Source organism: Desulfosarcina sp. (assembly GCF_055467485.1).
Genome location: NZ_JBUOIV010000006.1, coordinates 16,288 through 41,976, shown reverse-complemented (window position 1 = coordinate 41,976; position 25,689 = coordinate 16,288). Strand labels below are relative to the sequence as shown.

Here is a 25,689-nt window from a genome sequence, read left to right as displayed (position 1 = left end):
TCCACGGGGAGAATGTAAAAATGGAATCAGCATCGTTTGTCGTGGTGGGTGGGTCGGCAGGTATCGGATTGGAAATTACCCGTCGCCTGGCAGCCAAAGGCTGTCCGGTCGTGGTGATTTCCCGATCGGCGGTCAGTGTGGCTGATCTGCCCGGGGTGACCCACTTGGAGGCGGATGTTACCCAGGACGAAATCGATATTGGCAGCCTTCCGGAAAGGGTTAAGGGCCTGGTGTACTGCCCGGGTTCTATCCGGTTGAGGCCGTTCCACCGCCTCAAAGAAGCCGATTTTCTCGCCGATCTGCAGATCAATCTTCTCGGTGCCGTCAAGGCCATTCAGGCTTGCCTGCCGGGCCTGAAAAAGGCGGACAACCCGTCATCCATCGTTTTATTCAGCACGGTGGCTGTGGGAACGGGCATGCCCTTTCACGCCTCCATTGCCAGTGCCAAGGGGGCGATAGAAGGTCTGACCCGCGCGCTGGCCGCCGAGTTCGCCCCGAAGATCCGGGTGAACGCCATCGCCCCGTCGCTGACCGACACCCCTCTGGCCAGAACGCTTTTGTCTGACGAGGGCAAGCGCGCCGCGGCTGCGGATCGGCATCCGCTCAAACGCGTTGGAAAGGCCGGGGATATCGCGGCTGCGGCGACATACCTTCTCGAGGATGCATCTTCATGGATCACCGGCCAGGTGTTAGCGGTGGATGGCGGCATGGGGGCACTGCGGACTTTCAAATAGACACTCATTCCAGCAAGGAGTCTTCATGGTCACTTCAACCGACAGGCAAGACCGGAAAAAAGGAGCCGTCATGGGGATGTACGTGGGCGATGCCCTGGCCATGCCGGTGCACTGGTATTACGACCGGCAGGCACTGGCGCGGGATTACGGCCGGGTGACCGGTTACCTGGCTCCGAAAAACCCCCACCCGGACAGCATCCTGTGGCGCTCCGCATACACACCGGTCAACGCGAAGGCCGATATTCTCCACGACCAGGGCCGGTTCTGGGGGCGCCCGGGTGTGCACTATCACCAGTTTCTCCAGGCCGGTGAAAACACCTTGAACCTGAAGCTCTGCACCCTCTTGCTCGATCACCTCAAGGAAAAAGGCGGCTACGACGCCGATGCCTACCTGGCCGACTACATTACCTTCATGACCACCCCCGGCAGTCACAGGGATACTTATGTGGAAGAGTATCACCGCCATTTTTTCAACAACTATGCCTCTGGAAAGCCGCCACGGAACTGCGGGGTGACTGAAAAGCACATCAGCGGCATTATCGGCATGATCCCGCTGGCCGTGTTTTACGCCGACGATCCTGACCTGGCCAGGCAGGCTGCGTTCGAGCACCTCACCCACACCCACCTGGGTGCGCGCATGCAGGCGGCCGGCCAATGGCTCATGGATGTGCTGCTTCCCGTTCTGGCTGGTGACGACATCCGGGATGTGATGGCCGGGAAGGTCCGGCGGCAGGACAATCCACTGCTGGGTCATCCGTTGATGCGATGGCTTGACGATCCTGATGAAATCGTCGTGGGCCGACGCCTCAGCAGTGCCTGCTATGTGGAAGATGCGCTGCCGGCCACCGCCTACCTGGCGTTGAAATATCACGACGACCTTGTCCGGGGCCTGGTCGCCAACACCAACCTGGGTGGCGACAACGCCGGCCGGGGAGCCGTGCTGGGCGCCCTGTTGGGTGCGGCAAACGGCCCTGGCGTCTTCCCTGAATCATGGGTAAAGGGGCTTCGTCACCCGCCTCCGGAGCTGTTCAGCAGTTGAACGGGTGGCTATGGGGATGCGATGCGGCAGCTTTTGTTTACGCTTACGACCGAACCGGTGTCCACACCCTCTGCGCTTTGGATGGTAATCAGAAAAGAGAAAGGAAAAAGTTATGAACACAGAGAATCAGGAAACGTTATACGTGAAGGTCAAGGATATGGCAGGCAACGATTTTGTGTGTCCCCTGGACGAATTGAAAGACCCGACAAGTATCAGCGATGCGGAATTGGAAAATTGTGTCGAGGACGCGGTGGTCGGTCGGTATGCAGGCCAGATGAAAATTGTTGATCCGGCGCACTAAGACCCGAATTGCTCGATCGCCGACAAAAAAAGCGCCGTGAGCGATTGCCCACGGCGCTTTTTTTGGGACTCCCTGTTAAACTACAGTTTTTCCGGGTTACACAGGTTCTTCTCGCTAACCGCGCTTCGCCCGCAGTTCTTGCAGAAATGCGCGGCGGGCTGGATCAGTTTTTTAAACGCGTCGGTGTGGGATTCGATAAAGCCCTCTTCCTGGAGGGCGCAGAGGGTTTTTGCTTCAGTATCGTTCATGTCGGTATCCTTTCTATAGTGAAGATCAGCAAGGGCTCATGGGCGTGTCAGGCGTTGTGGAACATGCGGCAGCCGGCAGTCGGAGAATCATCCTACATCCCCGATAGCACTTCCTCGAGAAAATAGGTCATGTGCTGCCAGGAGCGGCGGTCTGCTGACGGATTATAGGCCAGCGCCGCCATTCCCCGTTTGTCCGCATCCGGGTTGGTGAAGCTGTGGCGGGTGCCGCCGTAGGCGATCATCTGCCAGTCGATGGATGAGGCGTTCATGGCATTGACATAGGTAGTCATGGCTTCGGGCGTGTTCATGGGATCGGCGGCACCATGGCAGATCAGGATCTTGGCGCGGGTCTGTTCGGCCTGCTCGGCGGAGACGGGGATCAGGGAGCCGTGGAAGCTGACCACCCCCTTCACGTCGGCGCCTCCATAGGCCAGCACCTGAACCGTGGCGCCTCCAAAGCAATAGCCGATGGCCGCCAGCCGTGTGGAATCGACCTGCGGCTGTTTTTTGAGTACGTCCAGGCCAGCCAAGGCACGTTTCAGCCAGGCGTCCATATTGCTGTTGACTTCCTTCATCCAGGCGGCAGCCTGATCAGGGTGCTCGGTGGATTTGCCTTTTCCATACATGTCTACGGCAAATGCCACATAGCCCATTTTGGCCAGCCGTTCGGCGCGGCTGCGCGCATAGTCGTTTAATCCCCACCACTCGTGAACCACCAGAATCCCGGGCGCCTTGCCGGAAAGGGCATCATCGTAGGCCAGGTAACCTTCCAAACTGGTTCCTGCGTGGGTGTAAGCGATCGGTCGAGTAACCACCTTGGCGTGGGCGGTGCCGATCGACAAAAGCAGAATGATTAAAATCAATAATGGTTTTATCTTCATGTAGACTCCTTTCAACGCTTCAAGGAAGATAATCAGGTTTCACCCCTTGCCGCGATTATGAAATTTGGAACTATTCGCAATTTCTATGACCGGTTTTCCGCAGAACAGAGGGAATATCAACAGTTGCAGGACAAGCGTTTTGCGGCGTTGATGGTCGGCGAATGCCGGGTGTGCGCGTCACCATTACTATCGGCAGCGGATCTGCCTTCATAGTAGGTAGGAATTGGAAAATATCAAGGTGGCAGGTGTTTCAGGTTGATTCGGCCATGCGAGTGTGTCCGAGGCGGGCAAGAAAAAATCCGACCAGGGTCCGGGCGGTTCCTGGTCGGTTTATGCAATATCGCTTATTTTCCGGTGGTTTGTCCCCGTCCCGGTCTTAGGGTACCTGGGATGGTGTAATCAGCACATCGATTCGCCGGTTCATGGCACGGCCTTCGGTTGTCGTATTGGGGGCCAGCGGCCTGTCCGGTCCATAGCCGGTGGCCCGGATGCGGCTTGCCGGCAGGGTCTTGTTGGCTACCAGGTAGGTTTTTACCGCCTCAGCCCGTTTCTGGGACAGTTCCTGGTTCGTCTGGGCGGAACCGGTGCTGTCGGTGTGCCCCTCGACGGTAACGGTCGGCTGGCCGAATGTCGCGATAGCCTGCTGTACTTTGCTCAACAGGGTATAGTTGTCCGGGCTCAGGGTCGCCTGTCCCACCGGGAACTGAATGCCGCGCATGCGAATGACCAGTTGGTTCCCCTGTTTGTAGACCTCTGCTTCGTCTGGTCGAAAATAGCGCTGGACCTTGTTAAATTGTTCATTGAACGCGCGTTCGGCGGCGAGTTTATCTTTGGCCGTCTCCTGCGCTTTCGAATAGCCTTTCAGACCGCTGAGCTGCTGCTCCAGGGTGGCAATTTGGGCTTGGTAGGCTTGATTGTTTTTTTCAAGGGACTGATTTTTTTGCTCCAGGGTGTCGACCGAACCGGTCATTGCGCTGATTTGGGCGTCAATGCCCTTATCCCGCAAATCGCCGGCCTTCATGGTTTTTCCCAGACGGGCAAGCAGGTCTTCCACGTAAAGGGCGGCTGCTTCCGGTGTCATCTCCTGAAAATTCTTGCCGCTCTCGTTGATCGCCATCATGCGCCGGGCCATGAACTCGGCATGGGCGGCCTTCTGGCTGATGGCGTCCGCCTCGTAAGGGTTCTGGCCGATATAGGCGTCGGCGTCATTCAGGGCCTGAAGGGCATCGTTGTAGGCTGTCGGAGTGATTTTCTGGACCTTGGCTTTGTCGGCATCGGCCATCATCTGGCGCGCATTGCCGATGGCGCTGTCTTTGATGGCCATGATCTCCAAATCCCGGAAAGCCGCCTGCACCTCAGCGGCATTTTTCTGCGCGTAGCTCAGGTTGTCGTTTTCGATGGCCTTGGTGAGTTTCAGATACTGTTTTTCTACGTCCATATAAGGTTCACCCAGCTTGTCGGCCCCCACCTTGAGCGCCTTATCCCTGGCTTTGTTCGTCTCGCCGAGAATTGTCCGGGAGACCTGGGCGATCTCTTCTGCTTTCTTCAAACTGGCGCTTCCTTCGGCAATGTATGCCTGGATGTCACTCAGCTTGGCGCCTCTGTCCAGGGCCTGGTTGGCCTTCATGAATGCGGATTGAGCGTCGTTGAACAAGCCCGGTGCAAGCACATCCACCTGATTGGATCGGGCGCGGGTCAATTCCGATTCAAACTGCTTGACCAGTTCACCTGGATTGCCGGTCGGCATGCTTCCGGTTTGCGGCGTGGCGCAGGCGCCTGCAAACGCCAGAACGAAACCCAACAACAGAAATCTTAACGGTCTGTGCATCCTGTGCTCCTCTCGCTAATATGTTGATGCCATTGATTGTGATACAATGAAACCGTGTTCTTCTGTACCTGCCCAATGGCTAGTGGTTGAAATGAAGGTGCATCCGGTTGCGTAGAGAACATTTCCCATCAATCGTGATGTCTTCAGCCACTTGGCTCGTTCTTAGAAGATCCAGTGAGCGTGGGATAATAATCACGGAATAATACATGGCAAGAGCGGCTTTTTCTGCGAATAAGGATACATCAAACCCAAACCAGGAACAATAATAAATATGCGGGTGTTATAGGGGATGGCGGGACCGCGCACGATGCTGTCCACACACCGATGGTGGTTTATCCAAGATCGAGAACAAGGCAATGCTGAAAAGGTCGTTTTGCCGAAGCTCACCAGGCGGGCAGGGGTAAACTGTTGCGCCGCCCTCTGGGGTGTCGGTGTTGGGGGGATAAGGTCTGCTTTTCGGGACCGGTAAAACGGAACGGCCGGCCAATCAACAATTGACCAATGATCCCTGATCGATCGGCATCGGTGTCATCCTTTTGCCGCTGCCGGGTCGAAATTGACGGGTGGCGCAGTGTCCTGTGAAACGCGATAGCGAGCGCATTCCCCTGGCTTGCCGCAGAGAGGGCTCAATAAATCAGCCCCAATCGCATGGTTTGTTGAACCGGTTTTGTCTTTGGGAAGTTGGTAAAAAAATTGCATTATATTTCTTAAAGAATCCATGTGAACGGGGCGACCATGATATCAAAAACCAGTATGACGATCGATGCGTATCTACGGAATGCGGGACTCAAGCCAGTCGGATCAACGGGCAGCAAGCAATTTATACCCCTGAAAACCGACCGCTACCCATCTTTTTCAGAGAATCTGGCGTCTGCGAGATCCGCGATCCCACCAGAATCGACAGGAAAAAAAACAGGGCTGACGGTCGCGGACTATCTGAATCAGGCCTCCACCGGTGCACCGACCGGCTTCTTCAGACATTCGACCATCCGGGGCGGCGCCCTTCAAAACGGTCGCCTGAATCGGTTCGACCACACGGCCGTGACGCCAAAAGAGGACCCTGCCCCCTCCCTCTCGGCAACCCAGGGCGTTACAACCGGCGCCGATACCGGTGCCACCGTACCCTTAGCGGGTGAGGCGCTGATCGCCGACAGCATCACGCGGGCGGCACAGCGCTACAATCTGCCGGAGAAACTCATCGCCAGCGTGATTCAGGCCGAATCCAACTTCCAGGTGGATGCCGTATCTCCTGCGGGCGCCCAAGGACTGATGCAGCTCATGCCGGCAACGGCCAGAGAACTGGGTGTGGACGATCCGTTTGACGTCAGGCAGAACATCGACGGTGGCGCCGGCTACCTGCGGAGCATGCTGGATCGATTCGGCGGTGATGTGAGACTGGCCCTGGCCGCCTACAATGCAGGCCCTGGTACCGTTGAGAAGTATAACGGGGACGTGCCCTACCGCGAGACGCAAAATTACATCGAACGGGTTCTCAGGAACGTTTCTGCCTGACAAGGGTGATCCGTTGCATCCCGGCTAACGGCCAACCGCGGTGCAACGGCTACAGATCCATTCCCCATTTGTTCAGGGTCACCATGCCGCCCTGAACGCTGAGCGGAGCGGTGATCCCCATATCCTTCAGGTTGAGCTGGGCCTCGTAAGAACGCACACCGGTGTTGCAGATCAGGATCAGGTCTTTGTCCGCCGGGATTTCTTCAATGCGCCGCCGCAGTTCATCCTGGGGGATGTTGATCCAACGATCCGGATATTTTTTGGCAAAGGGCTCGCCATCTTGCCGGGCGCGACAGTCGAGGATCAACAGGTTGCCGTTTCCGTCGACCCATTTTTCGGCGAAGCCGTCGGCGTCGATGGGCTGGAATCGGCCGTCGAGCAGGTTTTCGGCCGCGTTGGCCAGGGCGTTGAGCACATCCATGGCCGATGAAAAGGGCGGCGAATAGGCCAACTCCAGGTTGCTGAGCCGATCGATGGTGGGCCGGTCTTCCAGGATGGCAGCCACCATATTGATACGGCCAACCACGGCGTCCCCCTGCTCACCGAAGCCCTGGATTCCGAGTATGCGACGGGATTTTCTTTCCACGACCAGTTCCAGGTGAACCATGGCCTTGTCCGGGTAAAAGTGGGCGCGGTCCAGCTGGGCCACCTGGACGCTGACCGCATCGAACCCGGCCCTGCGGGCGCCTTCCAGGCTCAATCCGGTCCCCGCCAGGGCCGCTTCGAAAGTCTTGATCACAAAGGAGCCGACAGCGCCCTTGAACACGGCACTTCCCCCGGCAAGATTGGTGCCGATCACCCGGCCCTGTCGATTGGCCATGGATCCCAAAGGATAGTAACCCGGCTGGCCGGTCACCAGATTGCGAATCTCTGCACAATCCCCGCCGGAATAGATTGACGGGTCGGAGGTGCGCATGTGCTCGTCCACCACGATCGCCCCGGTCGGGCCGATCCGCAGCCCGGCCGTCCGGGCCAGTTCCACATTGGGGGCGGCGCCGATGGCGATGATTACCAGGTCCGCCTCCAGCCGGCGTTTGTCGGTCACCACGGCCTCCACGGTGTCGGTGCCTTCAATGGCCTTCACCTCTTCGTCGAGGAAAAAGCGCACTCCGTGTTTTTCCATTTGCCGCTGGGCCATGCGCGCGAACTGGGGACCCACGAATCCGGGCATGATCTGACTGAAATATTCTACGACTGCGGTGTCCACCTCCCACATGTCGGCCAAGGCTTCGGCCATTTCAAGTCCGATAAAACCGCCGCCGACGATAACGGCCCGCTCCACCCGGCCTTTGGTGACCAGTTCCTTGATCGCCTGGGCATCGTTCAGGTTGGCGGAGGTGTGAACCATGGCAAGGTCGGCGCCGGGGATGACCAGACGCCGGGGACGGCTTCCGGTTCCCAGTACCAGCTGGTCATAGGCCAGAGTGTCGGCGGTGCCGTCCGGACGGCGGATATGCAGCTGCTTGTTCTGCCGGTCGATCCGCTCCGCGCGGGTCCGGGTGAGCACCTCGATGTCCTTGCAATCCCTGAAAAAGGCTTCGTCGCGAAGCATGTGGAAACTCGTCTTGCGAAGGTCGTTGACATCGCTGACATCGCCGGAGACGTAGAAGGGAATACCGCATCCGCCATAGGATACAAAGCGGTCCTGGTCGACGATGGTGACGCGGGAACCCGGTTCCAGGCGTTTAAAGCGGCAGGCCGCCTTCGATCCCAACGCAACGCCGCCGACGATGATGATGTTCTGGGCCATGTTGAACCTCTCGTTTGACCGGTTTTTAATGATCTGACCTTAAGATCGGGGTTGCTTTTCAAAGGCGGGGTGACTATCGCACGCGGATGTCCGCGCGGCGCATAGCCGCCTGCCGTATCGAGAGAACGCGCATAAGAGGGTATAAATGGTCTCTTTTTTTTGGTTTGTCAAGGTCCGGCCAGGCGGATTTGAAGACCGGTGACGACCGGATTTATCCGGGGTGGGAGGGCGTATTCAGGCGCGTTCACCTGAACAGCGGTAGATGGGCGATCACCCGCTAAAAGGATTTTGATTGAAGCATGACTATCGATTCCCCGTACACGCGCCAATCCCGCCGAATGCAGGGTGGGGCCGCGCTTGCTGTCGCGGTTCAACCGAAGACGGGTGCCGGTCAATCCCGGCGGACCAGCCGCAGGGTGTTGCCGATGACGGTCAGGCTGGAGAGCAGCATGGCCGTTGCAGCCACCAGTGGCGTCAGCAGACCGATCATGGCGACGGGGATGGCGATCAGGTTATAGATCCAGGCGCACCAGAGATTCTGTGCGACGTTGCGATTGACCTGCCGGGACAGGGGGAAAAAGTCCAGCAGTTGGGCGGGGTCTCCGCGCATGAGGGTGATGTGGGCGGCCTCCCTGGCTAATCCCTGCCCGGAATGAACCGCTACCGCCAGATGGGACCGGGCCATGGCCGCCGCATCGTTGATGCCGTCGCCCACCATGGCTACCCGCCGTCCCCGATCCGTCAACGAATCGATATAGTCCGCCTTGTCTGGCGGCAGCAAACCGCCACTGGCCTGGCTCAGGCCGATGGCCCGGGCCACCTCGCGGGTGGCGGCGTCTCCGTCCCCGGAGACGAGGTGGATGTCAAGGGATGCTTGTTCCAGCGTGTCCACCATCGATGCTGCCGTCGACCGGATGGTGTCGCCAAAGATAAGGATCGCCGCCGGATGGTTGTCGACGCTGAAAAAGACCCGGGATGTCAGTGTCCCTTCGGTTTTATCGCCGGCGTCGCCGGCAGGCGGCCCGTTGCCCCAGGCGAACCCGCGGTTGCCGATCCGCAGGGTTCGATTATCCAGCCGTCCCTGCACCCCATCCGCATGGACGATGATGTCGGTTGCCTCGGCCGGCGTGATCGCGTGAACGCGGGCATAGGCGTCGATTGCCCGGGCGATTTCGTGATCCGACGACTGCTCCAGGCCGGCAGCCCAGGCGGCAATGGTCTGCGGATGGTATCCCGCTTGGCATTCGATATGACTCAGGCGCCAGCGGCCGTGGGTCAGGGTGCCGGTTTTGTCGAAAACCACGCTGTCGATGGACTCGGCCCGTTCGAAGGATTCGATTTCCCGGACCAGAATGCCCCGGCGGGCGGCCAGGGAAATACCGGCCAGGCGTGCCATGGGAATCGCCACACCCAGGGCGCAAGGGCATGAAATGACCATCACGGTCACCGCCCGCACCACGGCCTGGTTGAACGGTAAGCCGGCCATGATGCAGAACAGCCCCGTTGCACCGGAAAGTGCCGTGATCAGGGGGACGAACCATCTGAGCAGTCGATCCGTGCGGCCTTCGAATGTACTTTTCTGCTCCAGGCTGCGGGTCATGATGGCAATCATCTGGCCTAACACCGTTTCACCGCCCACCTTTTCAACCCTTGCGGTCACCCGGCCGTCGATCACCCGGGTACCGCTCTTAAGGGGATCGCCGGTTTTAACCCTTACTGGCCTGGGTTCGCCGGTCAGTGAAGATTCGTCGAGCGTGGCGGTGCCGGATTCCACCCGACCGTCTGCCGGCACGATCTCATCCGAGGCGACGGCAAACCGGTCTCCTGCGGCCAGGTGGCCGACGGCCACATACCGCCCCGCGGGCGAGGTTTCGGTGATCAGGCGCACCTTGGTTGGCTGGAGGGCGAAGAAGCTGTCCAGATCCCGGCGGACACGGTTCTTGGCCTGCTGCTCAAGAAGCTTTCCCAAGAGTACCAGGGTGATGAGCATGCAGGCGGTGTCGAAATACAAGTGGATGCTGCCGGTCAGCCAGTTGTAGAGGCTGAAGAGGAAGGCACATCCGGCAGCCATCCCCACCAGGGTTTCCATACCCGGTGCCCGGTGGATCAGGCCGAACCAGGCTTTGCGCAGCATGTTCCCCCCGCCATAGACCAAAACCACCACTGCCATGGCCACGATGGGCAGTGAAATTTTTGATACGGCATCGCTGGACAGGCTGGTGAAAAAGCCGGCATAAAGGGCCCATGAGAGCATCATGACGTTGGCGGACAGCAGGCCGGTGATGGTGAGGCGAATCAGCTCCTTTCGCAGGGTGCGCTGCCCGGTGGTGCCGGCATCGCTTTCGCGGATATCATAGCCTAAACGCGTGATGGATCGTTGGATCTGGTCGGGCGCCACCCTGTCCGGGCGATAGCGGCAGCGCAAGCGGTCAGTGGAGAAATGGCAGGCCACCTCCTGCACACCGCCTAACCGAATCACCGTCTTCTCGATCACCCAGGCGCAGGCCGCACACCACATGCCGTCGACGATCAGGTCCAACGCCAGGGTGTCGGACGGTTCCGGTGTCGCCTTCACGCCCTCGATCGACGCTGCGGCGGCGTGGGCCTCCTGTTCTTCCCGCTCTTGAATGCGGCGAAGGTCGTCCTCGCCGGCCGGGATCACCCCGGCGGCCACACACTGCCGGTATAAATCGGTTTCCTTGAAATGGGCCGGATCATCCACTCCGGCCGATTCCAGCAGCATGCTGTGAACCATCCGGCAGCCCTGGCAGCAGAACCGCAGCTGCCGATCGTCGACAGAATGGGAGACGGCACCGCGACGCAGTGATAGGCCGCAAAGATGGCAGGTGGTTTCACTCATGAAGACCGGCCGGCGGGCTGGAGAAAATATAGACGGAAAGAGAAACCAAGGGCTGAAGCGAATGATCTATTGATGGGCGAGAACGTCAAAGGCCACATTCCAGATGTCAGATAATGGGGATGCCAGCGATTGTATAAAACGATTTGACCCGCATCCGTCACCTGGCATGTGCGCGTTCAATCGGAGATCTTCAAGGATCAGTTGCGCGGCCCCAGGCTCTTGACGTAGGCGATGGCATTCCACCGGTCGTCCACCGCCACGGTTGTGGCCAGGGCCGGCTGCCTTCCACCGGGGATGCCGTAGCTGATCTCTTTGAACAGCACGCCCACGGGCATGGACTGGACTTTGGTGCTGCGAAGGTCGCCGGGCGGCGGGGCAAAACTCTGGCCCACCGTGCCGTAGCCGTCGAAGTTCTTGCCGTGGCAGTGAATGCAGTAATACTGGTAGGCGGTTTGGCCTGAAGCGATGGCTGTGGTGTCGGCGAGTGAGAAGGGGGGCGTGAGTTCCCCGGCAGCCGCGGCTCGGTAGAGTGCCTCGCCGCCGTTAACGGGAACGCTGCCGGCCGCCATTACCGGAATAGGGTTTTCGTGGGGCTTGATGGCTGGGGTTTGCCACATGCGTCCCACGGACAAGACTTCGTCGTAACCGGTGATCACGCCCCAGGCCACCAGGGCTATCGTTGAAACGATCAGGCCGACTGACAGTATGCGAACCATTTATTCTCCTCCGGCCCCTCTGACGTGTTGCGGGTTGGGAAGCAGCTGGTATACGGCGTAGGGTGACGATGCCGGGACATCTTTTACCGGTCGATAAGCCCAGGTGGGTTGGCCCATGTCCGAGACCACATAAAAGGACAAGAAGCCCTTGAACAGGATGATGCCCAGCATGACACCGAGCCAGAGCCAGGTTCTGAGCAGGGATCCGTGGTGGTTTTCTTCGTTCATATCAGATTTTCACTCCCAATAGGCCGTGCATGACGATGTAGAGAAAGCCCCAGATGAACGTCCCGGCGATGATCAACATCATCACCAGGGGGTATGGCGCGTTGCGCTCCTCGATGCCGTCGGCATAGCGACCGGTGATGGTTTTTTTGCGTGCCTCGCTGTCATTGCCGTGCAGGTGGGCAAAGGCCAAGCCCACGCCGAAAACCACCATAAAGATCAGGGTCGGGAACAGCCAGGCCATCGTGTGCTGGAAATTAAGCAGTTCATAAAATCTCATGGGTGGTACCTCTTGTTCCGTGTCCATCCAGAAACGATTCGTTTGTCCGATATCTGCGTTAGGCTCAACATTTCATCCTCGGAATATCAACTACATGCCTGCGGTGAAAGTTTTCGCATGCCTTGATCTCGAACAAAATCCTTCTTTGCTGGACGAACACTATTTACTGAAATAGAGGGCATAGGCCAAAACCGCTGCCGTTGCGCCCAGGCCCGCCGTCGCCAGGAAAAAGAGTCCGTAGATCTCGATTCGGTTGAATCGGGTGGCTTTCAGCGGCGGCTGATCGGCATCGTCGCGCAGGGGCAGAAAGCGCGCCCGCTGCTGATCGTTGAACTGGCCGGTTCGAAAGGCCCAGTAGAACACCACCAAACTGATGGTCAGGCCAATGCCGATGTAAGCGATGAAATAAGGATAATACATATCAATTCAATCTCAAAACCACTATTTGCAGTTACGGTTCGTAGGCCGCGTCGATCCCTTTCGGTTCGGTGTTGGCGTCGCTGTCGTTGATGAAATAGACGGCCACATAGTTGCCGACGTCCCAGATTTTTTCCGACTCCAACTCGCGCTTGAAATAGGGCATGGCCGTGCCGGTGATGCCGTTCATGATCTGGTAGTAGAGAATCCCGCCGCTGATTTCCCGGTTTTTGAGGATGGTGAAGTTGAGCGGCGGCGGATAGATCCATGGCTGGGCCGGACCCATGCCGTCGCCCACCGGGCCATGGCAGCCCAGGCAGAAATCCTGGTAGATTTTGTGGCCCCGCGCCAGACCCGCCTCGGTCGTGGGATAGGGGTTGGGTACGTCCCGCCAGCCTTGGGGAATGTTGTCGTTAAGCCACTGAACATTGGCATCCGGACCGGCCTCATAGGCCCGGACGGCTTCCGCCTTCCAGAACCGCTGGCGCTGCATGCGCCGGTCGGCGTCTTTCATGCCCAGGCTCTGCACGTAGCGAATGAGGTTGCCCATGTTGTCGTCGCCCAGGAACTTGAAGGCCGGCATGATGGACAGCGGCCGTGTGTACCGGGGATTCATGAAGTGGGCGACATGCCAGTCGTCCGGGTGTTCGCCGCCGTCCTGGGACAGGTCCGGTCCGGTGCGCTGGGAACCCAGCAGGATGGGGTAGTCGGCGACGTAGTCGCCGGCCTGGGCGATGCGTTCCGCTCCCAGCCCCCAGTCGATGGTGCGGATGGACTGGCTGTGGCAATAGACGCAGCCGTTGGCGATATAGATTTTCCGGCCGGCGGCCTCATCGGCCGCCCGGTGGCGAAAAATATCAGAAGGCGTGGTCTGGTTGGTGTGGACATAGGGCAGCAGCACCACCACGAATACGATCGTAGCCAGGATCAAGAGCGAGCCGGTGACCACGGCAAGGGGAGTCATTTTCATGATGACGCTCCGGTTTTTCCGAACAGTGTGCGGATGATGTTATAGAATCCCAGGACCGCGCTGGAGAAGATCAGCAACCCTAAGCCGGCGCGAACGACGTAGTACACGTGGATTTCCGGCAGTACGCGGTAGACGGTTTCCCCGTTGATCCAGGCGTTGCCTTGGATCAGGCCGGCAATTGTCAGCACCACGGTGAACCCGACCATGCCGATCAGGATCATCCAGTATTGAAAATCGGCCAGCAAACGGCTGAAAAGCGGTTTGCCGGATAACTTCGGCACCGTGTAGTACAGGCCGCCCAGAGAGATCATGCCGGCAAATCCCAACACGCCGAGGTGGGCATGGGCCACTACCCAGTTGTTAAAATGGGTCACGCGCTGGACGTCGGGCAGGGCCATGAGTGAACCCTGGATGCTGACGAAGAAGTACATGATGGTGCCGGTAAAGACGAATTTGGCGCCAATATCGGCGTGGATCTCACCCAAGCGGCCTTTGGCCGTGTACCAGATATTGATCAAAAAGGCCATTACCGGAATCACCATGGCAACGCTGTCCACGATTGCCACCACTTTGAGCCAGGTGGGAACGGGTACCTGCAACAGGTGGTGGGTGCCGATGTGGGTGTAGACCACAATCAGGGCCCAGAATCCCAGCAGGGAGAGGGTGTGGCTGTAAAGCGGCGCCCGACAGGCCCGGGGGATCACGTAGTAGGCGACCGCGGCACTCAGGGGCGTTAGCAGCAGGCCGAAGACATTGTGGCCGTAAAACCACAGCAAGATGGCGTCGGGAATGCCCACCAGAGCGCCGCTGTCCGGCCGCCAGATCACGTTGCCCAGGGCGAAGGTGCAGGCGGTGAGGATGGTGCCGGCCAGTACGTACCACACCGAAACATAGAGGATAGGCTCCTGGCGGTGTTTTACGGTCATGATAAAATTGAAGAAGACCAGGCCGAATGCGGCCACCACCATGACGTCGATGGGCCAGATCAGCTCGGCGTATTCACGGCCCTGGGTAAAACCGGCGGCCAGGCTGGCCACCGTGCCGACCAGGGCGACGTTCCATGCCGCCACGGTAAAGACACCCAGCCGTTCACTGAAAAGCCGGGTGCGCAGCAATCGGGGAATGAAGTAAAAAGCAGCCGAGAGCAGCCCCGGGGTGACAAAGCCGAACAGCACCAGGTTGATATGCGTGGGCCGCACGCGTCCGAAGACGATGCCTCCCATGTTTTCGGTCAGGTCCGGGGCCACCAGCTCCGTCGCTCCCAGCAGCCCGTAAAAAGTGGCGACCATCATCCAGAACGCTGAGGTCAGTGCAAACCCCTTGGCGGTGGTATTGGCGGATTCAAGGATTTGGGTTTCTGCGGCCAATGGTTACTCCTTGGGGTGTATTTGCTGAAGTTTGATGTTCAATCATTCTTGAATTAAACCTGATGTTTATTTCGTTTGAACGGGCTGAATTCGAGAGTCAGAAGACTAAATCCAGAATTCTGTCATCCGTTCTCTGCCGTCAACTATGGCAGGCCAGCCAGCAGCCCAAGTTGACCTTTTTCTCCCGGTGGCACTCGATACAAAAGCCCATCTTGAACCGTTTGCCTTTCAGCCGGTCCATCTGGCGGACTTCACCGTGGCACGATTCGCAGGCGATTTCCTTTTTAATATGCCTTTCATGGTTGAAGAGCACGTGTTCGGCCAGTTCGTAGACCTTGACCCATGGTGTGGGGGTGTCGCTGTTGAAGTAGTCGTGCTCTTTCCTGATCTCCGGGTGGTTGGCAATGATGTAATTGTGGCAGAACAGGCATTTTTCCACTGCCGGCAATCCCGGATGGATGGATTTGTCCACGTATGCATGGCAGAAGCGGCATTCGATGGCTTTGTGGCCGGCGTGAAGCCGATGGCTGAAGGCGATGGGCTGGGCGGCACCGATGCGCGTAGCCGGCGACGCATAGAAAAAGAAAAGGAACCCCAACACCAGCGCTACACAGGCAGCCACCCAGAACATGGGCCCTCGGTTTTGCCAGACGCGCTCCAGCGTCTCGCCGAAGGCAGTGAAAAAGCGCATGGGCCTACCGCGGGTGCCGATCAGGATGACGACCACCGCAAGGGTGAGCAGAGAAAAGGAGGTAATCAGAATTTCCATTATTAATGCTCAGGGATATAGGGTTTTAGGCTTAAGGCTAAAGATATCTGGACCGAGACTGACCACCTATATTCAAGAGCGGTTCTTTTCCCGGATGTAAGCATGTCTTGCATCGCTATCGGGTATCCCATGGTCTGTCCCTAACCCCCTTCTGCTTCCAGGCCATTGATTTTTTTGCCCTGCAGCAGTTCGGGAAATTGTTTGAAATAGCCGGTGACGGCGGCGGCCATCAGACCGAAAAAGCCAACGGCCACGGCGGCTTCCACCCAGCCAAGGGGAATATGGTGGGCATGGTGATGGAAGGAGGGGCCCAAGAGCAGGTAATGCTCCAGCCAGATGCCGGTCATGACCGCCAGGCAAATCACCGTCATGGCCCTGGGCATGGTCTTGATCCGGCGGTTGAGCAGGATCAGAAAGGGGGCCAGGAAGCAGCCGATGAAAACGGTCCAGGCCAGCACGTTCCAAGGGGCGGCCATGGTGCGCTCGATGATGTAGGCGGTCTCTTCGGGGATGTTGCCGTACCAGATCACCACGAACTGGGCATAGAAAAAATCGGCCCACACCAGGCAGAACGCGAAAAAGAGCTTGCCGATATCGTGAAACTGGTTCTCTTCGACATGATAGCCGTTTCTACTGCTCAGGTGTAAAAGGGAGCTCAGCACGATCAGGGCCCCGAAACCGATGAAGACGGCTTTGACAAACGTGTAGGCGCCGAAGAGGGTCGAGTACCAGTGCGGGTCCGTGGCCATAACCAGATCGTAGCCGACCAGGGAGAGAACCAGGGCAAAGGCCAGCAGGTAGAGGATGCCGAAAACGGTCATGCGGCCGGCCAGGCGCTTCTCATCCGGCGGGTGTTGATCCCAGCGGGCCAGCAGCCAACGGCCGAAGGGACCGGATGCGCCCCGCTCTTTCAGGGTGAAGTAGAGCCGATGGTACAAAAAGGCCAGGCCGAAGCCATATAGCAGGCACAGCCCGAAAAGATCCCGGCCGAACATGAAAGGCACGTTGAGCCAGACTTCCTTGCCGTGCAGGTCCTCGTGGAGCCAGGGAAAGATGTGCTGCTGGCCGAGAAACAGGATGACGAAAAGGGCCAGGGAGACCGGGAAGAAGGCGGCGAAGGATTCGGCCACATCCGTCAGTGGTCCGCTCCAGCGGGCTTTTACCGTGTGCATGAGGGCCGAAAAGAGCACGGCGCCTTGGGCGATGGCCGAGAAAAACAGGAAGTTGAGCAGGTAGGCCTGCCAGGCCCGGGCCGGGTTGCCCACGGCGGCGACGGTGATGAAGATCAGGAACCCGACGGCGGTCAGGCCGTAAAAGATCTTCATCAGCGGCAGTGGATTGTCATGGGTTGTTGACATGTTCACCTTTCCATCATCTCTTAACGCCTCTACCCGTCATTTGTTTTGATCTCGGCACCGTTTTCCTTGAAGAAACGGGTCAATGCCTCCCGCTCGTCGTTGCTGCAGGAGGCCAGCACCCCGAAGCGGTCTCCGGAAAAGCGCTCGTCGTAATGCGCCTGGGTTTCAAAGCGCGGCAGCCGCGCCTGCGAGATCAAGCCCAGAACGTTGCCGAAGACGGCAAAGAGGATGGTAAATTCAAACCCCACGATGAAGAAGGGTACCAGTGCCACCACTGGCTTGCCGCCGACGATCAGTGACCAGCGGGTGGCGGTGAAGGCGGCCAGCAGAAATCCGGTGAGGAACCCGATGATGCCGCCGGCCAGGGTAAACCAGCCCACCCGGCTCTTGGGCAGTTCCAGGGCGTGTTCGATGACGTGGCTGGGGATGGGGCTGTGGACCCGCTCGATAGACCATGGCGTTTCACGCAGCTGGTCGATGGCCGAGGCGGCGCTGCGTTCACTGGAAAAGATCCCCATGATGGAAATGGTGTCAGCCGGCATGGGATTCTCCTTCATGCAGGGTTTCTTTCATCTCGGTCATGGAGACCGACGGCATGTGCTTGACAAAGAGCACGAAGAGGAAAAAGAAGAGGCAGAAGGCACCGATCATGATGCCAAATTCGACCAGGCTCGGCGCATAGAGCCCCCAGGCGTGGGGCAGGAAATCGTGGGCTACCGAGCCGATGATGATCACGAAGCGCTCATACCACATGCCCACGTTGACGATCAGGGAGATGATAAAGAGGAAACGGATGTTCGTGCGTATCTTCTTAAAGAGAAGCAGCAGCGGGATGATGGTGTTGCACGTCACCATGATCCAGTATTCCAGCGCGTAGTCGCCGAAGGCCCGCCAGCGGAAGGATTCCACCTCCACCGGGTTGTGGCTGTACCAGGCGATGAAAATTTCGGTGGCATAGGCAAACCCCACGATGAGGCCGGTGAAGACGATGGTTTTGGCCACGCTTTCTAAAACGCGCGTGGTGATGATGGCCTCGTATTTGAAGATGATGCGCAGGGGGATCATCAGCGTAAGCACCATGGCCAGGCCCGAATGGATGGCTCCGGCCACGAAATAGGGGGCAAAAATGGTGGTGTGCCATCCGGGGATGACGCTCAGGGCGAAATCCCAGGAGACGACGCTGTGCACCGAAATGACCAGGGGGGTGGCCAGGGCGGCAAAAAAGAGATAGCCGCGGGTGTAGTGGCGCCAGATTTCCCACTCACCGGTCCAGCCCAGGGAGAGCACTTTGAAAATCTTGTGCCGCAGCCCGTGGGTGCGGTCGCGGATGGTGGCCAGGTCCGGCAGCATGCCGGTGTACCAGAACAGGCTGCTGACCGTCAGGTAGGTGGAAATGGCCACTACGTCGAACATCAGCGGCGACTGGAAGTTGGGCCACAGGGTACGCTGATTGGGCACCGGCAGCATGTAGTAGACCATCCAGACCCGTCCCAGGTGGATGAAGGGAAACAAGCCCGCAGTGCACACGGCGAAAACGGTCATGGTCTCGGCCGCCCGGGCGATGGGGTTGCGCCACCCGGCCCGGAACAGGTGCAGGATGGCCGAAATCAGTGTGCCCGAATGGGCGATTCCCACCCAAAAGACAAAGTTGATCAGGTAAGTTCCCCAAAACACCGGGTTGTTCTGGCCGCCGACACCGATGCCCACCAGGATCTGGTAAGTCCAGCAGCCTGCACCTATGAGCACTCCGGCAAATAGCAGGGCAACGAGCACCCAGTAGCTGCGTTGAGGCGGTGTCAGGGTATCCAGAACCGTATCGTCTATCTTGCGGTAGGTGAGTGTTTGCTCCATCGATACCTTTGTCCTATCCCGGATGAATTTGAATCGATTTAAACGGCCTGAGTCACTTTTTTAAGGTAAATCACCGCCGGTTTGGTGTTCAGGTATCCCAGCACCTGATAGGCTCGCGGATCCTTGATCAAATGGCTCACCCGGCTGGTCTTATCCATGAGGCTGCCGAAGGTCAAGGCACCGGTGGGACAGGTCTGGGCGCAGGCCGGCACCACCTCGCCGTCGCGGATGGCGCGGTTTTCGTTTTTGGCCGTGTTGTGGGCATCCTTGATGCGCTGGATGCAGAATGAGCACTTTTCCATCACGCCTTTGCTGCGAACGGTGACGTTGGGATTGAGCTGCATCGGCAGTGGCTCGGGACGTTCCCAGTCGAACCAGTTGAAACGTCGCACCTTGTAGGGGCAGTTCTGGCCACAGAAACGGGTACCGATGCAGCGGTTATAGATCTGGTTGTTGAGCCCCTCCTTGGAGTGGTGGGGCGCATAGACCGGGCAGACCGCCTCGCAGGGGGCGTTGTCGCAGTGCTGGCACATCATGGGCAAAAAGGTGATCCGGGCCATGTTGGCCGGGTCATGGTAGCGCTGGATCTGCAGCCAGGCCATCTCACGGCCTTCCAGGATTCGCTTCTCTCCGACCATGCCGATGTTGTTTTCCGCGTAGCATGCTCCCACGCAGGCGCTGCAGCCGATGCAGCGGTCCATGTCAACGATCATGGCCCAGCGGTAGCCGTCATGGTCGTGGGGGGGGTAAAGATCCCGTTTGGGATCGTAGCCTTCGGGCAACGGTGGCGTCAGCGGGAAGCTGTCCATGGTCAGGCCCGGCTTGTCGTGGCTGTCCCTGTGGCCGATCTGATCGATGGCCACGGTGGGGGCGATTTTTCGGCCCAGGGCCACGCGGTGGCCTGAGGTTGTGGCCAGCATCACGTTTCGGCCGCTTTTTTTCAGGCTTGCCAGCGGCGTGGCGAACGACGGTGCCCCGGCGTCGGCATCGACCGATGGATCCAGTGTGGCCAGGGGGTTGACGCCCTGGCCGCTGCCCCAGCGGCCGAACACGCTGTGGCCCTGCCCGGCAGGCACCACGACGGTTCCCGGGAAAACGCCCGCATAGGCTTTTACCGGTGCCTGAATATCTCCGCTTTGGGTTGTTATGATAACGACATCGCCATCCTGCATGCCGTCGGCGGCCATGCTGTCCGGATTGATCAGGGCCGTGGATTGCCAGGGGATCTGGGTCAGGGTGTCCGGGGTCTCGATCAGCCAGGGCCGGTTGGCTCCCCGGCCGTCGAAAAAGCGGATGGAGGGCGGCGCCATGAGCACATATTCATCCGTTGGTTCCGGTAGCGTCGCCAGGTAGGTTTTCAGGGTTGCTGCAGCTCTCAGGCTTACCTTGGGGCTACCGTTCGCTGCGCTGTCTTCGCCGAAGCGTCCACCCTTCTGGATCGTTTTCAGCCAGGTGGTGGCGGTTTGACTTCCCTGGCCGGCCAGGACAGCCTGGGTTACCAGTGACTGGTAGTCGGCCGCCGGTCGCTCGTCTGGCGCGAGCAGATTGAGCAACAGGTCCCCCAATGCCGGCGCCTGGGTGATCTTTCCCATGGTGGGCTGCAGGGTGGCCAAGGTGGTGCTGTTGCTTTCATAGGCGTCCCAGGTCTCCAGGGCCACCTGCACCGGTACGATCAGATCGGCGGTGGCCGATGTCTCATCCATGAAGTTGGAAAAGGCCACCACGAAGCGCTTTTTTTGGCTCAGGGTCTTGGCGATGCGGCTGCCGCCGGGAATGGAAAAGACCGGATTGACGTTGTTGAGCAGTACCAGTTCCACGGATTGTTGATCCATGGCATCGAAGGCGTCCAGGACGGTGGAACGACGGTCGGCGATCTCTACCCGGTGACGGTTGTTGAAGTCGAACAGGGATATTTCAGGGTCCAGGGTCAGGTTGAGAAAAAGGGCGGCCAGTTCGGCGGCAACTGCATGGCTGCCGGCACCGCCGGCGCCCGTGCCCAGAACCAGGGGCCGTTTGGCTGCAAGCAACAGCCGGCCGACCGCGGCCTGGTCTTCAACGCTGACGCCCGATATGCGAGCCACCGTTTCGGGGGTGTAGGTCTTGGTCGCCTCTGCCAGGACCGTGCGAAGATTTCGGCTCACGTTGCGGCCGTTCTCTTCGCTGATCACCGTGTTGATCAGCCCCATGATCACTGCGGCCTCGGTGCCCGGCCGGCAGCCGATCCAGCGGTCGGCATTGGCGCCAGTCAGGGACTGGAACGGGCTGACCTGGACAAACACGCCCTTGCTGCCGTTGCTCAACATGTGCATGGCCTTGAACTTGCGGGCGTATTCCACCGGCGAGAGCCAGGTCTCCAGAAAGTCGGCGCCGAAGCCGACCAGCACATCGGCCTGGTCCATGTGCAGGACAGGCAGGGCGGGTCTGCCAAATATCTGCTGGTGGGCAAATTTGAGGGCCTCGTGGGCCAGGGGTTCGAAAACGATGGGCGGTGCGCCGTTGAATGCCTGCAATACCCTGGCAAACAGGTCCAGTTGGGTCTGGCCGACGACCTCGGTGACCATGGAGATGCGGCCGGTGCCGCGATTGGCTGCCGCCCTGGCTTTTTGCCGGATCAATGCCTCGGCTTTTTCGAAGGAGATCTCCTGCCACCCCTCCTCCGTTCTCAGCCGGGGCATCCACAGCCGGTCGGGATTGTACAGCCCTTGCAGGGCCGCCTGCCCCCGGATACAAAGGGATCCACGGTTGACCGGATGGAGATGATTGCCTTCCAGCTTGATGATCCGACCCTCACGGTTTTTGGCCAGCACGCCGCAGCCGGCCGGGCATTCCCGGCAGGTGGATGCATACCAGGTCTCCTTGCCGGTGACCATGTCTTCCGTGGCCTGGACCATGGTGAACAGGTTGTTTTCGGATTTGGCTGAGCAGCCGGCGGCAACGGCGACGCTGCCCATGGATGCAATCTTGAGAAATGTTCTGCGATTCATTCGTGATGCCCGTTCGTGCCAGGTTTCCCATGCCGATGACATGGGTAGGTCGGGTCCGTCACCCATCCTGTTGCCGATGGATGGTTGATTGTCGGTGAAAGTTACAATTCGCCGCAAGTACTGCGGCCATGCTGCTGGTGAACGTCGGGGTCAAAATGATTTGGCGCGAAATTAACGTCACGATAGCAAAAGGCTCCTGGGGTGTCAATCGCCTAAAGTGAGGGGCGCGGGCTATCGGTAGGCGATCGGTATGCAGGGGAAAGACCACTTGCCAGGGATCGAGAGCAAGCGATGTTTAGACCGTATCGGCAGTGCTGCGCGGCGCCGTATGGATCGACATCGAATTTCGGTTGCCCCCCCAACCCTTCCGCCAGCGACGGGCTTACAACGCGCTGAAGCGGCTCATTCCTGCCCTGCGCCGATCAGGGGGAACCGTCCAGCCAGGCGCCGGTGCGCAGGCGCCAGGCGATGGCCGGTCCCAGAGTAAGCATCGTGAACCCAATCATGGCTGTCACTATGCGCCAGGCGGACCGTTGGATGCGCTCGCCGGCCGGATCGGCCAGGACGGGGTATCGGCAGCGGGCCCGGTTGACCAGCCACAGGGCGGTGCTTTCCATGGCGATGGCGGCCATGCACCCGAAAATAATGAACCCCATGCCATAGTAATCCGGCAGAAACAGACACCACGGGCAGGGGTGGGAGAGGACCTGGTAATAGTAGGCTGACCACACCTGCTTTACGGCAACCATTGCTGCGATGATCCAGAGAAACGCGACGATGGCCATTGTTGCGCCAGACGTGCGATCCGGGGATCGAATCGCCGATGCCGCCATTACCAGCAGGGACGCACTGCCCGCCAGGCTGAACCAGAGGCAGACCGGCACGATCAATCTGATGGCTGTGGTTTCGGATGCACCGGTCAGCACACGATCGTATGCCGCCGCGCAGCAACTGACCGCGGGGACGGTTTCAACCCGCATCAGGGCCTGCCAGGAGAAGAGGAGGGCCAGCACGAAAAAGGGGGCCGCACTGATCATGATCCGTGTCCCGGCCCGGGTCAATACCCCTAAAGGATGGTGGCTGTCCAGGCCGTCCAGCACCCGCCAGGCGTAAAGGATGAGCAGGGTGACGCCCCAGAAAATCATGGCACGGCTGCCGTTGGTTCCCATGGCCTGCAGGACGCCGGTTCCGCACATGGCGCCGGAGACCATCCGATGCCAGACGGCGGCAATGCCCACGAGACCCGACAAGGCAGCAGCTGCCAGGCATCCTAAGGACCACCGGCCCAGGAGCACGGCCGTTTCGGCACGGCGTTCCCGCCGCAGTTGATCCATATCCGCGCTTGCCGGGTTCCAGTTCAGCATCACGTCCGTCGCCTGCAAGGCGGCCGCTGCATAGAGCAGTCCGCCGGTTGCCGCCGCCACCCAAAAAGCCCAGACCAGGGGATGCCAGGTCATGGTGATTCCCGTTCTGCAAAATTGTCGGTCAATGTCGCCGAGGTCAAATGATACCTTCGGTCAATTTCATCGGACGACCGCAGCCGCGGGTCGTGGGAACAGATGACGACCACCGCCCCTTCCCGGGCGGTGCGGCACAACTGCGCATGTATCCGCGCTGCATGGCGGTCATCCTGGAAAGCCGTGGGCTCGTCGGCCAGGATGAACCGGGGGCGGTCCACCAATGCCCGGGCAATGGCCAGGCGCTGCCGCTGACCACCGGACAGCACGCTCGTCGGGGAATCGGCCAGGGCCGACAGGCCGGCGTCAGCCAGCTGCCGGAGAATCTCGTCCTGCATGCGGGACCAGGCGATCTGCCTCGGGATCATTGGCAAGAGAAGGTTTTCCGCCACGGTGAGGCCCGGTATCAATGCGAGGTGCTGAAACACGATGCCCACCTGCTTTCTCCAGGGATCGCGGTGACGGGACGGCCAGCGCGAGACCGGCAGGCCGTCGGCCCACACCTCGCCGGCCGTGGGGCGCAGCAGACCGGCCAGCAGATGCAGCAGGGTACTCTTGCCGCTGCCGGTGTCCCCGGTTACCAGGCTGACGGTTCCCGGAGGAAATACCGCCTCCACCGATTCCAGCACGAGTGGTTCGACGGCTCGCTTTGCGGGCCACCGGAAATCCAGCCGGCGGCAGGCCAGCCCCGCATTCAGCTCCATGGGTCTGCCTGCAGCGCGGTCCATGGGGTTCCGGCCGCCGCCCGGACACTGGTGAGAAAAACGGCCGCCAGGAAGGGCAGGACCACCAGTGCGGCGATTTCCAGCATGATGATTGCGGCTCCGCTGCTGACCAGGGGCAGCGCCGCCAGGTGCTGGGCGCCGGTGATCCAAAAGGCGGTGAGGCCGGCAGCGGGCGGATAAAAAACGGCGGCGTAAGCCGAGGCCAGGCCCATGATCACAGCCGGCGTTCCCACGATCATCGCCCGGCAGACCTGAAGCCGCACAATGTCTGCGGTGGTCCATCCCAGTGCTTTGAGCAGGCCCCAATGGGCCCGCTGGCCGGCATTGTCTAAACCTGTTCCCGTGATGATCAACAGCAGGGCCAGCAGGGCCGGGATGCTGGCTACCACCGCGATGCCGCCCGATCGGGCAGCCCGGGTTCGATGGCGCAGGGCGCTGGCAGTGCGGTCGGTGATGTGCACGGGCCAGGGGAAGGCAGCGGCGAGATCGGCCTGGATGGCCTGCTCCTCTTCGCGCCGGAACAGATGCACAGCCAGGTCGCTGGCCTGCCCCGGTGCCAGTCCCAGCAGGTGACGCGCATCCGCCGGTGTCGTCCAGACCAGGTCATGGGTGGCCAGGCTGGTATCGACCGGAAAAACATCGATGACGGTCAGGGTATGGCGGCTGCCCAGGTTCAAGCGGCTGCCCGACATGATCCGGGCCACTCCCTGGCCGACCACGGCCTGGCCGGCAGACGGTGGCGTCATTCCCTTCAGCACGCTGTCGGGGACAACGGCGGTTGTGGCCACCACCGTAACGGGGCCGTCGGGGCCAGTTACCGCACCCCAGAGACGGGGGGTCGGGTTGAGAACACCGGGAATGCGTTTTGCCGAGGCCACCGCGTCGTCGGCGGGAATGGGCGCCCACCCGCCGTCGTCGATGCGCCGGACCACCAGGTCCGGGCCCTGGTCCAGGAGGTGCGCCCAGGTCGCGTCCAGCGCCTGGCTGAACAGCAATGCCGTGGCGATCAGGAAAACCAGGCAGAATAGGCACAGAAAAAGGAGTGTGGACCGACCGGCATGGCGCTGGACGTCCCGCGCGGCCCAGACGACCATGGGCGGATACAGGGTCCCCGGCATCATGGGGCGGTCACCAGGCCGGCGGTGAAACGCAAGTCGACTCCCGGATGCGCCGTCTCCGGATGGCGCATGGGGCTGCCGGCGGTCCACAGGGCCGGGGCAGACAGCGCCATCGCCTTCATCCATGCGCCGGCGCCGTCGTCCTGGCGGACCTGCCGCAGCGACAGGTCCGTGGCTGTGGCGAACAGGAGCAGCATGCCGCTGATGACGGCGATGGTCAGCAGGCGCCGGGCGCCGCGGCACGGTGCCGGATACGGAGAATTTTTCTCGGCGAGATGGGATGGCATGATGCGCTTTTA

The 25,689-nt window shown here is 59.9% G+C and carries 24 protein-coding genes; 4 read left to right on the top strand and 20 right to left on the bottom strand.

The genetic code is table 11. The features are described from left to right. Positions 1-20 precede the first annotated feature (20 nt). The 3 genes from ACZCED_RS04700 to ACZCED_RS04690 all read left to right on the top strand — a co-directional run bounded on the left by ACZCED_RS04700 (position 21) and on the right by ACZCED_RS04690 (position 2,074). On the top strand, positions 21-734 hold the full coding sequence (locus ACZCED_RS04700) for an SDR family NAD(P)-dependent oxidoreductase (RefSeq protein ID WP_462970925.1): 714 nt from the start codon (positions 21-23) through the stop codon (positions 732-734). Between the two features lie 25 nt (positions 735-759). After that, a complete protein-coding gene (locus ACZCED_RS04695; RefSeq protein ID WP_462970926.1) occupies positions 760-1,773 on the top strand; it encodes an ADP-ribosylglycohydrolase family protein in 1,014 nt (337 codons plus the stop codon). A 112-nt stretch (positions 1,774-1,885) separates the two neighbouring features. Further along, entirely contained in the window at positions 1,886-2,074 is a 189-nt protein-coding gene (locus tag ACZCED_RS04690; RefSeq protein WP_462970927.1) for a hypothetical protein, read from the top strand. A gap of 80 nt (positions 2,075-2,154) precedes the next feature. Here the strand turns inward: ACZCED_RS04690 and ACZCED_RS04685 are convergent, their stop codons facing one another. The 3 genes from ACZCED_RS04685 to ACZCED_RS04675 all read right to left on the bottom strand — a co-directional run bounded on the left by ACZCED_RS04685 (position 2,155) and on the right by ACZCED_RS04675 (position 5,031). After that, positions 2,155-2,322, bottom strand: coding sequence for a hypothetical protein (locus ACZCED_RS04685; RefSeq protein WP_462970928.1), 168 nt, complete (start codon positions 2,320-2,322; stop codon positions 2,155-2,157). Positions 2,323-2,414: 92 nt separating this feature from the next. After that, positions 2,415-3,203: a dienelactone hydrolase family protein gene (locus ACZCED_RS04680; protein WP_462970929.1), complete on the bottom strand. Its 789-nt coding sequence runs from the start codon at positions 3,201-3,203 to the stop codon at positions 2,415-2,417. A 376-nt stretch (positions 3,204-3,579) separates the two neighbouring features. After that, complete coding sequence (locus ACZCED_RS04675) at positions 3,580-5,031, bottom strand: OmpA family protein (protein WP_462970930.1); 1,452 nt, start codon at positions 5,029-5,031, stop codon at positions 3,580-3,582. A gap of 735 nt (positions 5,032-5,766) precedes the next feature. On the opposite strand from ACZCED_RS04675, the gene ACZCED_RS04670 reads away from it, so the two are divergent. Beyond that, positions 5,767-6,543: a lytic transglycosylase domain-containing protein gene (locus ACZCED_RS04670; protein WP_464860306.1), complete on the top strand. Its 777-nt coding sequence runs from the start codon at positions 5,767-5,769 to the stop codon at positions 6,541-6,543. 49 nt (positions 6,544-6,592) lie between these two features. On the opposite strand, the gene ACZCED_RS04665 is transcribed toward ACZCED_RS04670, so the two are convergent. The 17 genes from ACZCED_RS04665 to ACZCED_RS04585 all read right to left on the bottom strand — a co-directional run bounded on the left by ACZCED_RS04665 (position 6,593) and on the right by ACZCED_RS04585 (position 25,677). Beyond that, positions 6,593-8,293: an FAD-dependent oxidoreductase gene (locus ACZCED_RS04665; RefSeq protein WP_464860305.1), complete on the bottom strand. Its 1,701-nt coding sequence runs from the start codon at positions 8,291-8,293 to the stop codon at positions 6,593-6,595. A gap of 391 nt (positions 8,294-8,684) precedes the next feature. Beyond that, entirely contained in the window at positions 8,685-11,153 is a 2,469-nt protein-coding gene (locus ACZCED_RS04660; protein ID WP_462970933.1) for a heavy metal translocating P-type ATPase, read from the bottom strand. A gap of 197 nt (positions 11,154-11,350) precedes the next feature. Continuing rightward, positions 11,351-11,869, bottom strand: a complete 519-nt coding sequence (locus ACZCED_RS04655; protein WP_462970934.1) for a c-type cytochrome — start codon at positions 11,867-11,869, stop codon at positions 11,351-11,353. After that, complete coding sequence (locus ACZCED_RS04650) at positions 11,870-12,097, bottom strand: hypothetical protein (RefSeq protein WP_462970935.1); 228 nt, start codon at positions 12,095-12,097, stop codon at positions 11,870-11,872. A gap of 1 nt (position 12,098) precedes the next feature. After that, on the bottom strand, positions 12,099-12,374 hold the full coding sequence (locus tag ACZCED_RS04645) for a cbb3-type cytochrome c oxidase N-terminal domain-containing protein (RefSeq protein ID WP_462970936.1): 276 nt from the start codon (positions 12,372-12,374) through the stop codon (positions 12,099-12,101). A 159-nt stretch (positions 12,375-12,533) separates the two neighbouring features. After that, a complete protein-coding gene (locus tag ACZCED_RS04640; RefSeq protein WP_462970937.1) occupies positions 12,534-12,794 on the bottom strand; it encodes a hypothetical protein in 261 nt (86 codons plus the stop codon). A 31-nt stretch (positions 12,795-12,825) separates the two neighbouring features. Next, positions 12,826-13,761: a cbb3-type cytochrome c oxidase subunit II gene (locus tag ACZCED_RS04635; RefSeq protein ID WP_462970938.1), complete on the bottom strand. Its 936-nt coding sequence runs from the start codon at positions 13,759-13,761 to the stop codon at positions 12,826-12,828. Further along, on the bottom strand, positions 13,758-15,128 hold the full coding sequence (locus ACZCED_RS04630; RefSeq protein WP_462970939.1) for a cbb3-type cytochrome c oxidase subunit I: 1,371 nt from the start codon (positions 15,126-15,128) through the stop codon (positions 13,758-13,760). The genes ACZCED_RS04635 and ACZCED_RS04630 overlap by 4 nt, the downstream gene beginning before the upstream one ends. A 139-nt stretch (positions 15,129-15,267) precedes the next feature. Beyond that, positions 15,268-15,897 (bottom strand): cytochrome c3 family protein, encoded by a 630-nt coding sequence (locus ACZCED_RS04625; protein ID WP_462970940.1) that lies wholly within the window; start codon positions 15,895-15,897, stop codon positions 15,268-15,270. 140 nt (positions 15,898-16,037) lie between these two features. Further along, positions 16,038-17,255 carry a hypothetical protein gene (locus ACZCED_RS04620; RefSeq protein ID WP_464860304.1) on the bottom strand — a complete coding sequence of 406 codons (1,218 nt, stop codon included), beginning with the start codon at positions 17,253-17,255 and terminating at the stop codon, positions 16,038-16,040. Positions 17,256-17,284: 29 nt separating this feature from the next. Continuing rightward, a complete protein-coding gene (locus ACZCED_RS04615) occupies positions 17,285-17,797 on the bottom strand; it encodes a DUF3341 domain-containing protein (protein WP_464860303.1) in 513 nt (170 codons plus the stop codon). Then, positions 17,787-19,106: an NrfD/PsrC family molybdoenzyme membrane anchor subunit gene (gene nrfD / locus ACZCED_RS04610; protein WP_464860302.1), complete on the bottom strand. Its 1,320-nt coding sequence runs from the start codon at positions 19,104-19,106 to the stop codon at positions 17,787-17,789. Before nrfD ends, ACZCED_RS04615 begins: the two co-directional genes overlap by 11 nt. 38 nt (positions 19,107-19,144) lie before the next feature. Beyond that, complete coding sequence (locus ACZCED_RS04605) at positions 19,145-22,090, bottom strand: 4Fe-4S dicluster domain-containing protein (RefSeq protein ID WP_462970944.1); 2,946 nt, start codon at positions 22,088-22,090, stop codon at positions 19,145-19,147. A gap of 422 nt (positions 22,091-22,512) precedes the next feature. Beyond that, positions 22,513-23,547, bottom strand: coding sequence for a hypothetical protein (locus ACZCED_RS04600; RefSeq protein WP_464860301.1), 1,035 nt, complete (start codon positions 23,545-23,547; stop codon positions 22,513-22,515). Next, on the bottom strand, positions 23,544-24,251 hold the full coding sequence (locus tag ACZCED_RS04595) for an ABC transporter ATP-binding protein (RefSeq protein ID WP_462970946.1): 708 nt from the start codon (positions 24,249-24,251) through the stop codon (positions 23,544-23,546). Before ACZCED_RS04595 ends, ACZCED_RS04600 begins: the two co-directional genes overlap by 4 nt. Further along, positions 24,242-25,393, bottom strand: coding sequence for an ABC transporter permease family protein (locus ACZCED_RS04590; protein WP_462970947.1), 1,152 nt, complete (start codon positions 25,391-25,393; stop codon positions 24,242-24,244). The genes ACZCED_RS04595 and ACZCED_RS04590 overlap by 10 nt, the downstream gene beginning before the upstream one ends. After that, on the bottom strand, positions 25,390-25,677 hold the full coding sequence (locus ACZCED_RS04585) for a hypothetical protein (RefSeq protein WP_462970948.1): 288 nt from the start codon (positions 25,675-25,677) through the stop codon (positions 25,390-25,392). The genes ACZCED_RS04590 and ACZCED_RS04585 overlap by 4 nt, the downstream gene beginning before the upstream one ends. Positions 25,678-25,689 lie beyond the last annotated feature (12 nt).

Coding starts and splice junctions, on each gene's coding strand:
- ACZCED_RS04700 (WP_462970925.1), top strand. CDS start 21: ATGGAATCAGCATCGTTTGTCGTGGTGGGTGGGTCGGCAGGTATCGGA.
- ACZCED_RS04695 (WP_462970926.1), top strand. CDS start 760: ATGGTCACTTCAACCGACAGGCAAGACCGGAAAAAAGGAGCCGTCATG.
- ACZCED_RS04690 (WP_462970927.1), top strand. CDS start 1,886: ATGAACACAGAGAATCAGGAAACGTTATACGTGAAGGTCAAGGATATG.
- ACZCED_RS04685 (WP_462970928.1), bottom strand. CDS start 2,322: ATGAACGATACTGAAGCAAAAACCCTCTGCGCCCTCCAGGAAGAGGGC.
- ACZCED_RS04680 (WP_462970929.1), bottom strand. CDS start 3,203: ATGAAGATAAAACCATTATTGATTTTAATCATTCTGCTTTTGTCGATC.
- ACZCED_RS04675 (WP_462970930.1), bottom strand. CDS start 5,031: ATGCACAGACCGTTAAGATTTCTGTTGTTGGGTTTCGTTCTGGCGTTT.
- ACZCED_RS04670 (WP_464860306.1), top strand. CDS start 5,767: ATGATATCAAAAACCAGTATGACGATCGATGCGTATCTACGGAATGCG.
- ACZCED_RS04665 (WP_464860305.1), bottom strand. CDS start 8,293: ATGGCCCAGAACATCATCATCGTCGGCGGCGTTGCGTTGGGATCGAAG.
- ACZCED_RS04660 (WP_462970933.1), bottom strand. CDS start 11,153: ATGAGTGAAACCACCTGCCATCTTTGCGGCCTATCACTGCGTCGCGGT.
- ACZCED_RS04655 (WP_462970934.1), bottom strand. CDS start 11,869: ATGGTTCGCATACTGTCAGTCGGCCTGATCGTTTCAACGATAGCCCTG.
- ACZCED_RS04650 (WP_462970935.1), bottom strand. CDS start 12,097: ATGAACGAAGAAAACCACCACGGATCCCTGCTCAGAACCTGGCTCTGG.
- ACZCED_RS04645 (WP_462970936.1), bottom strand. CDS start 12,374: ATGAGATTTTATGAACTGCTTAATTTCCAGCACACGATGGCCTGGCTG.
- ACZCED_RS04640 (WP_462970937.1), bottom strand. CDS start 12,794: ATGTATTATCCTTATTTCATCGCTTACATCGGCATTGGCCTGACCATC.
- ACZCED_RS04635 (WP_462970938.1), bottom strand. CDS start 13,761: ATGAAAATGACTCCCCTTGCCGTGGTCACCGGCTCGCTCTTGATCCTG.
- ACZCED_RS04625 (WP_462970940.1), bottom strand. CDS start 15,897: ATGGAAATTCTGATTACCTCCTTTTCTCTGCTCACCCTTGCGGTGGTC.
- ACZCED_RS04620 (WP_464860304.1), bottom strand. CDS start 17,255: ATGTCAACAACCCATGACAATCCACTGCCGCTGATGAAGATCTTTTAC.
- ACZCED_RS04615 (WP_464860303.1), bottom strand. CDS start 17,797: ATGCCGGCTGACACCATTTCCATCATGGGGATCTTTTCCAGTGAACGC.
- nrfD (WP_464860302.1), bottom strand. CDS start 19,106: ATGGAGCAAACACTCACCTACCGCAAGATAGACGATACGGTTCTGGAT.
- ACZCED_RS04605 (WP_462970944.1), bottom strand. CDS start 22,090: ATGAATCGCAGAACATTTCTCAAGATTGCATCCATGGGCAGCGTCGCC.
- ACZCED_RS04600 (WP_464860301.1), bottom strand. CDS start 23,547: ATGACCTGGCATCCCCTGGTCTGGGCTTTTTGGGTGGCGGCGGCAACC.
- ACZCED_RS04595 (WP_462970946.1), bottom strand. CDS start 24,251: ATGGAGCTGAATGCGGGGCTGGCCTGCCGCCGGCTGGATTTCCGGTGG.
- ACZCED_RS04590 (WP_462970947.1), bottom strand. CDS start 25,393: ATGATGCCGGGGACCCTGTATCCGCCCATGGTCGTCTGGGCCGCGCGG.
- ACZCED_RS04585 (WP_462970948.1), bottom strand. CDS start 25,677: ATGCCATCCCATCTCGCCGAGAAAAATTCTCCGTATCCGGCACCGTGC.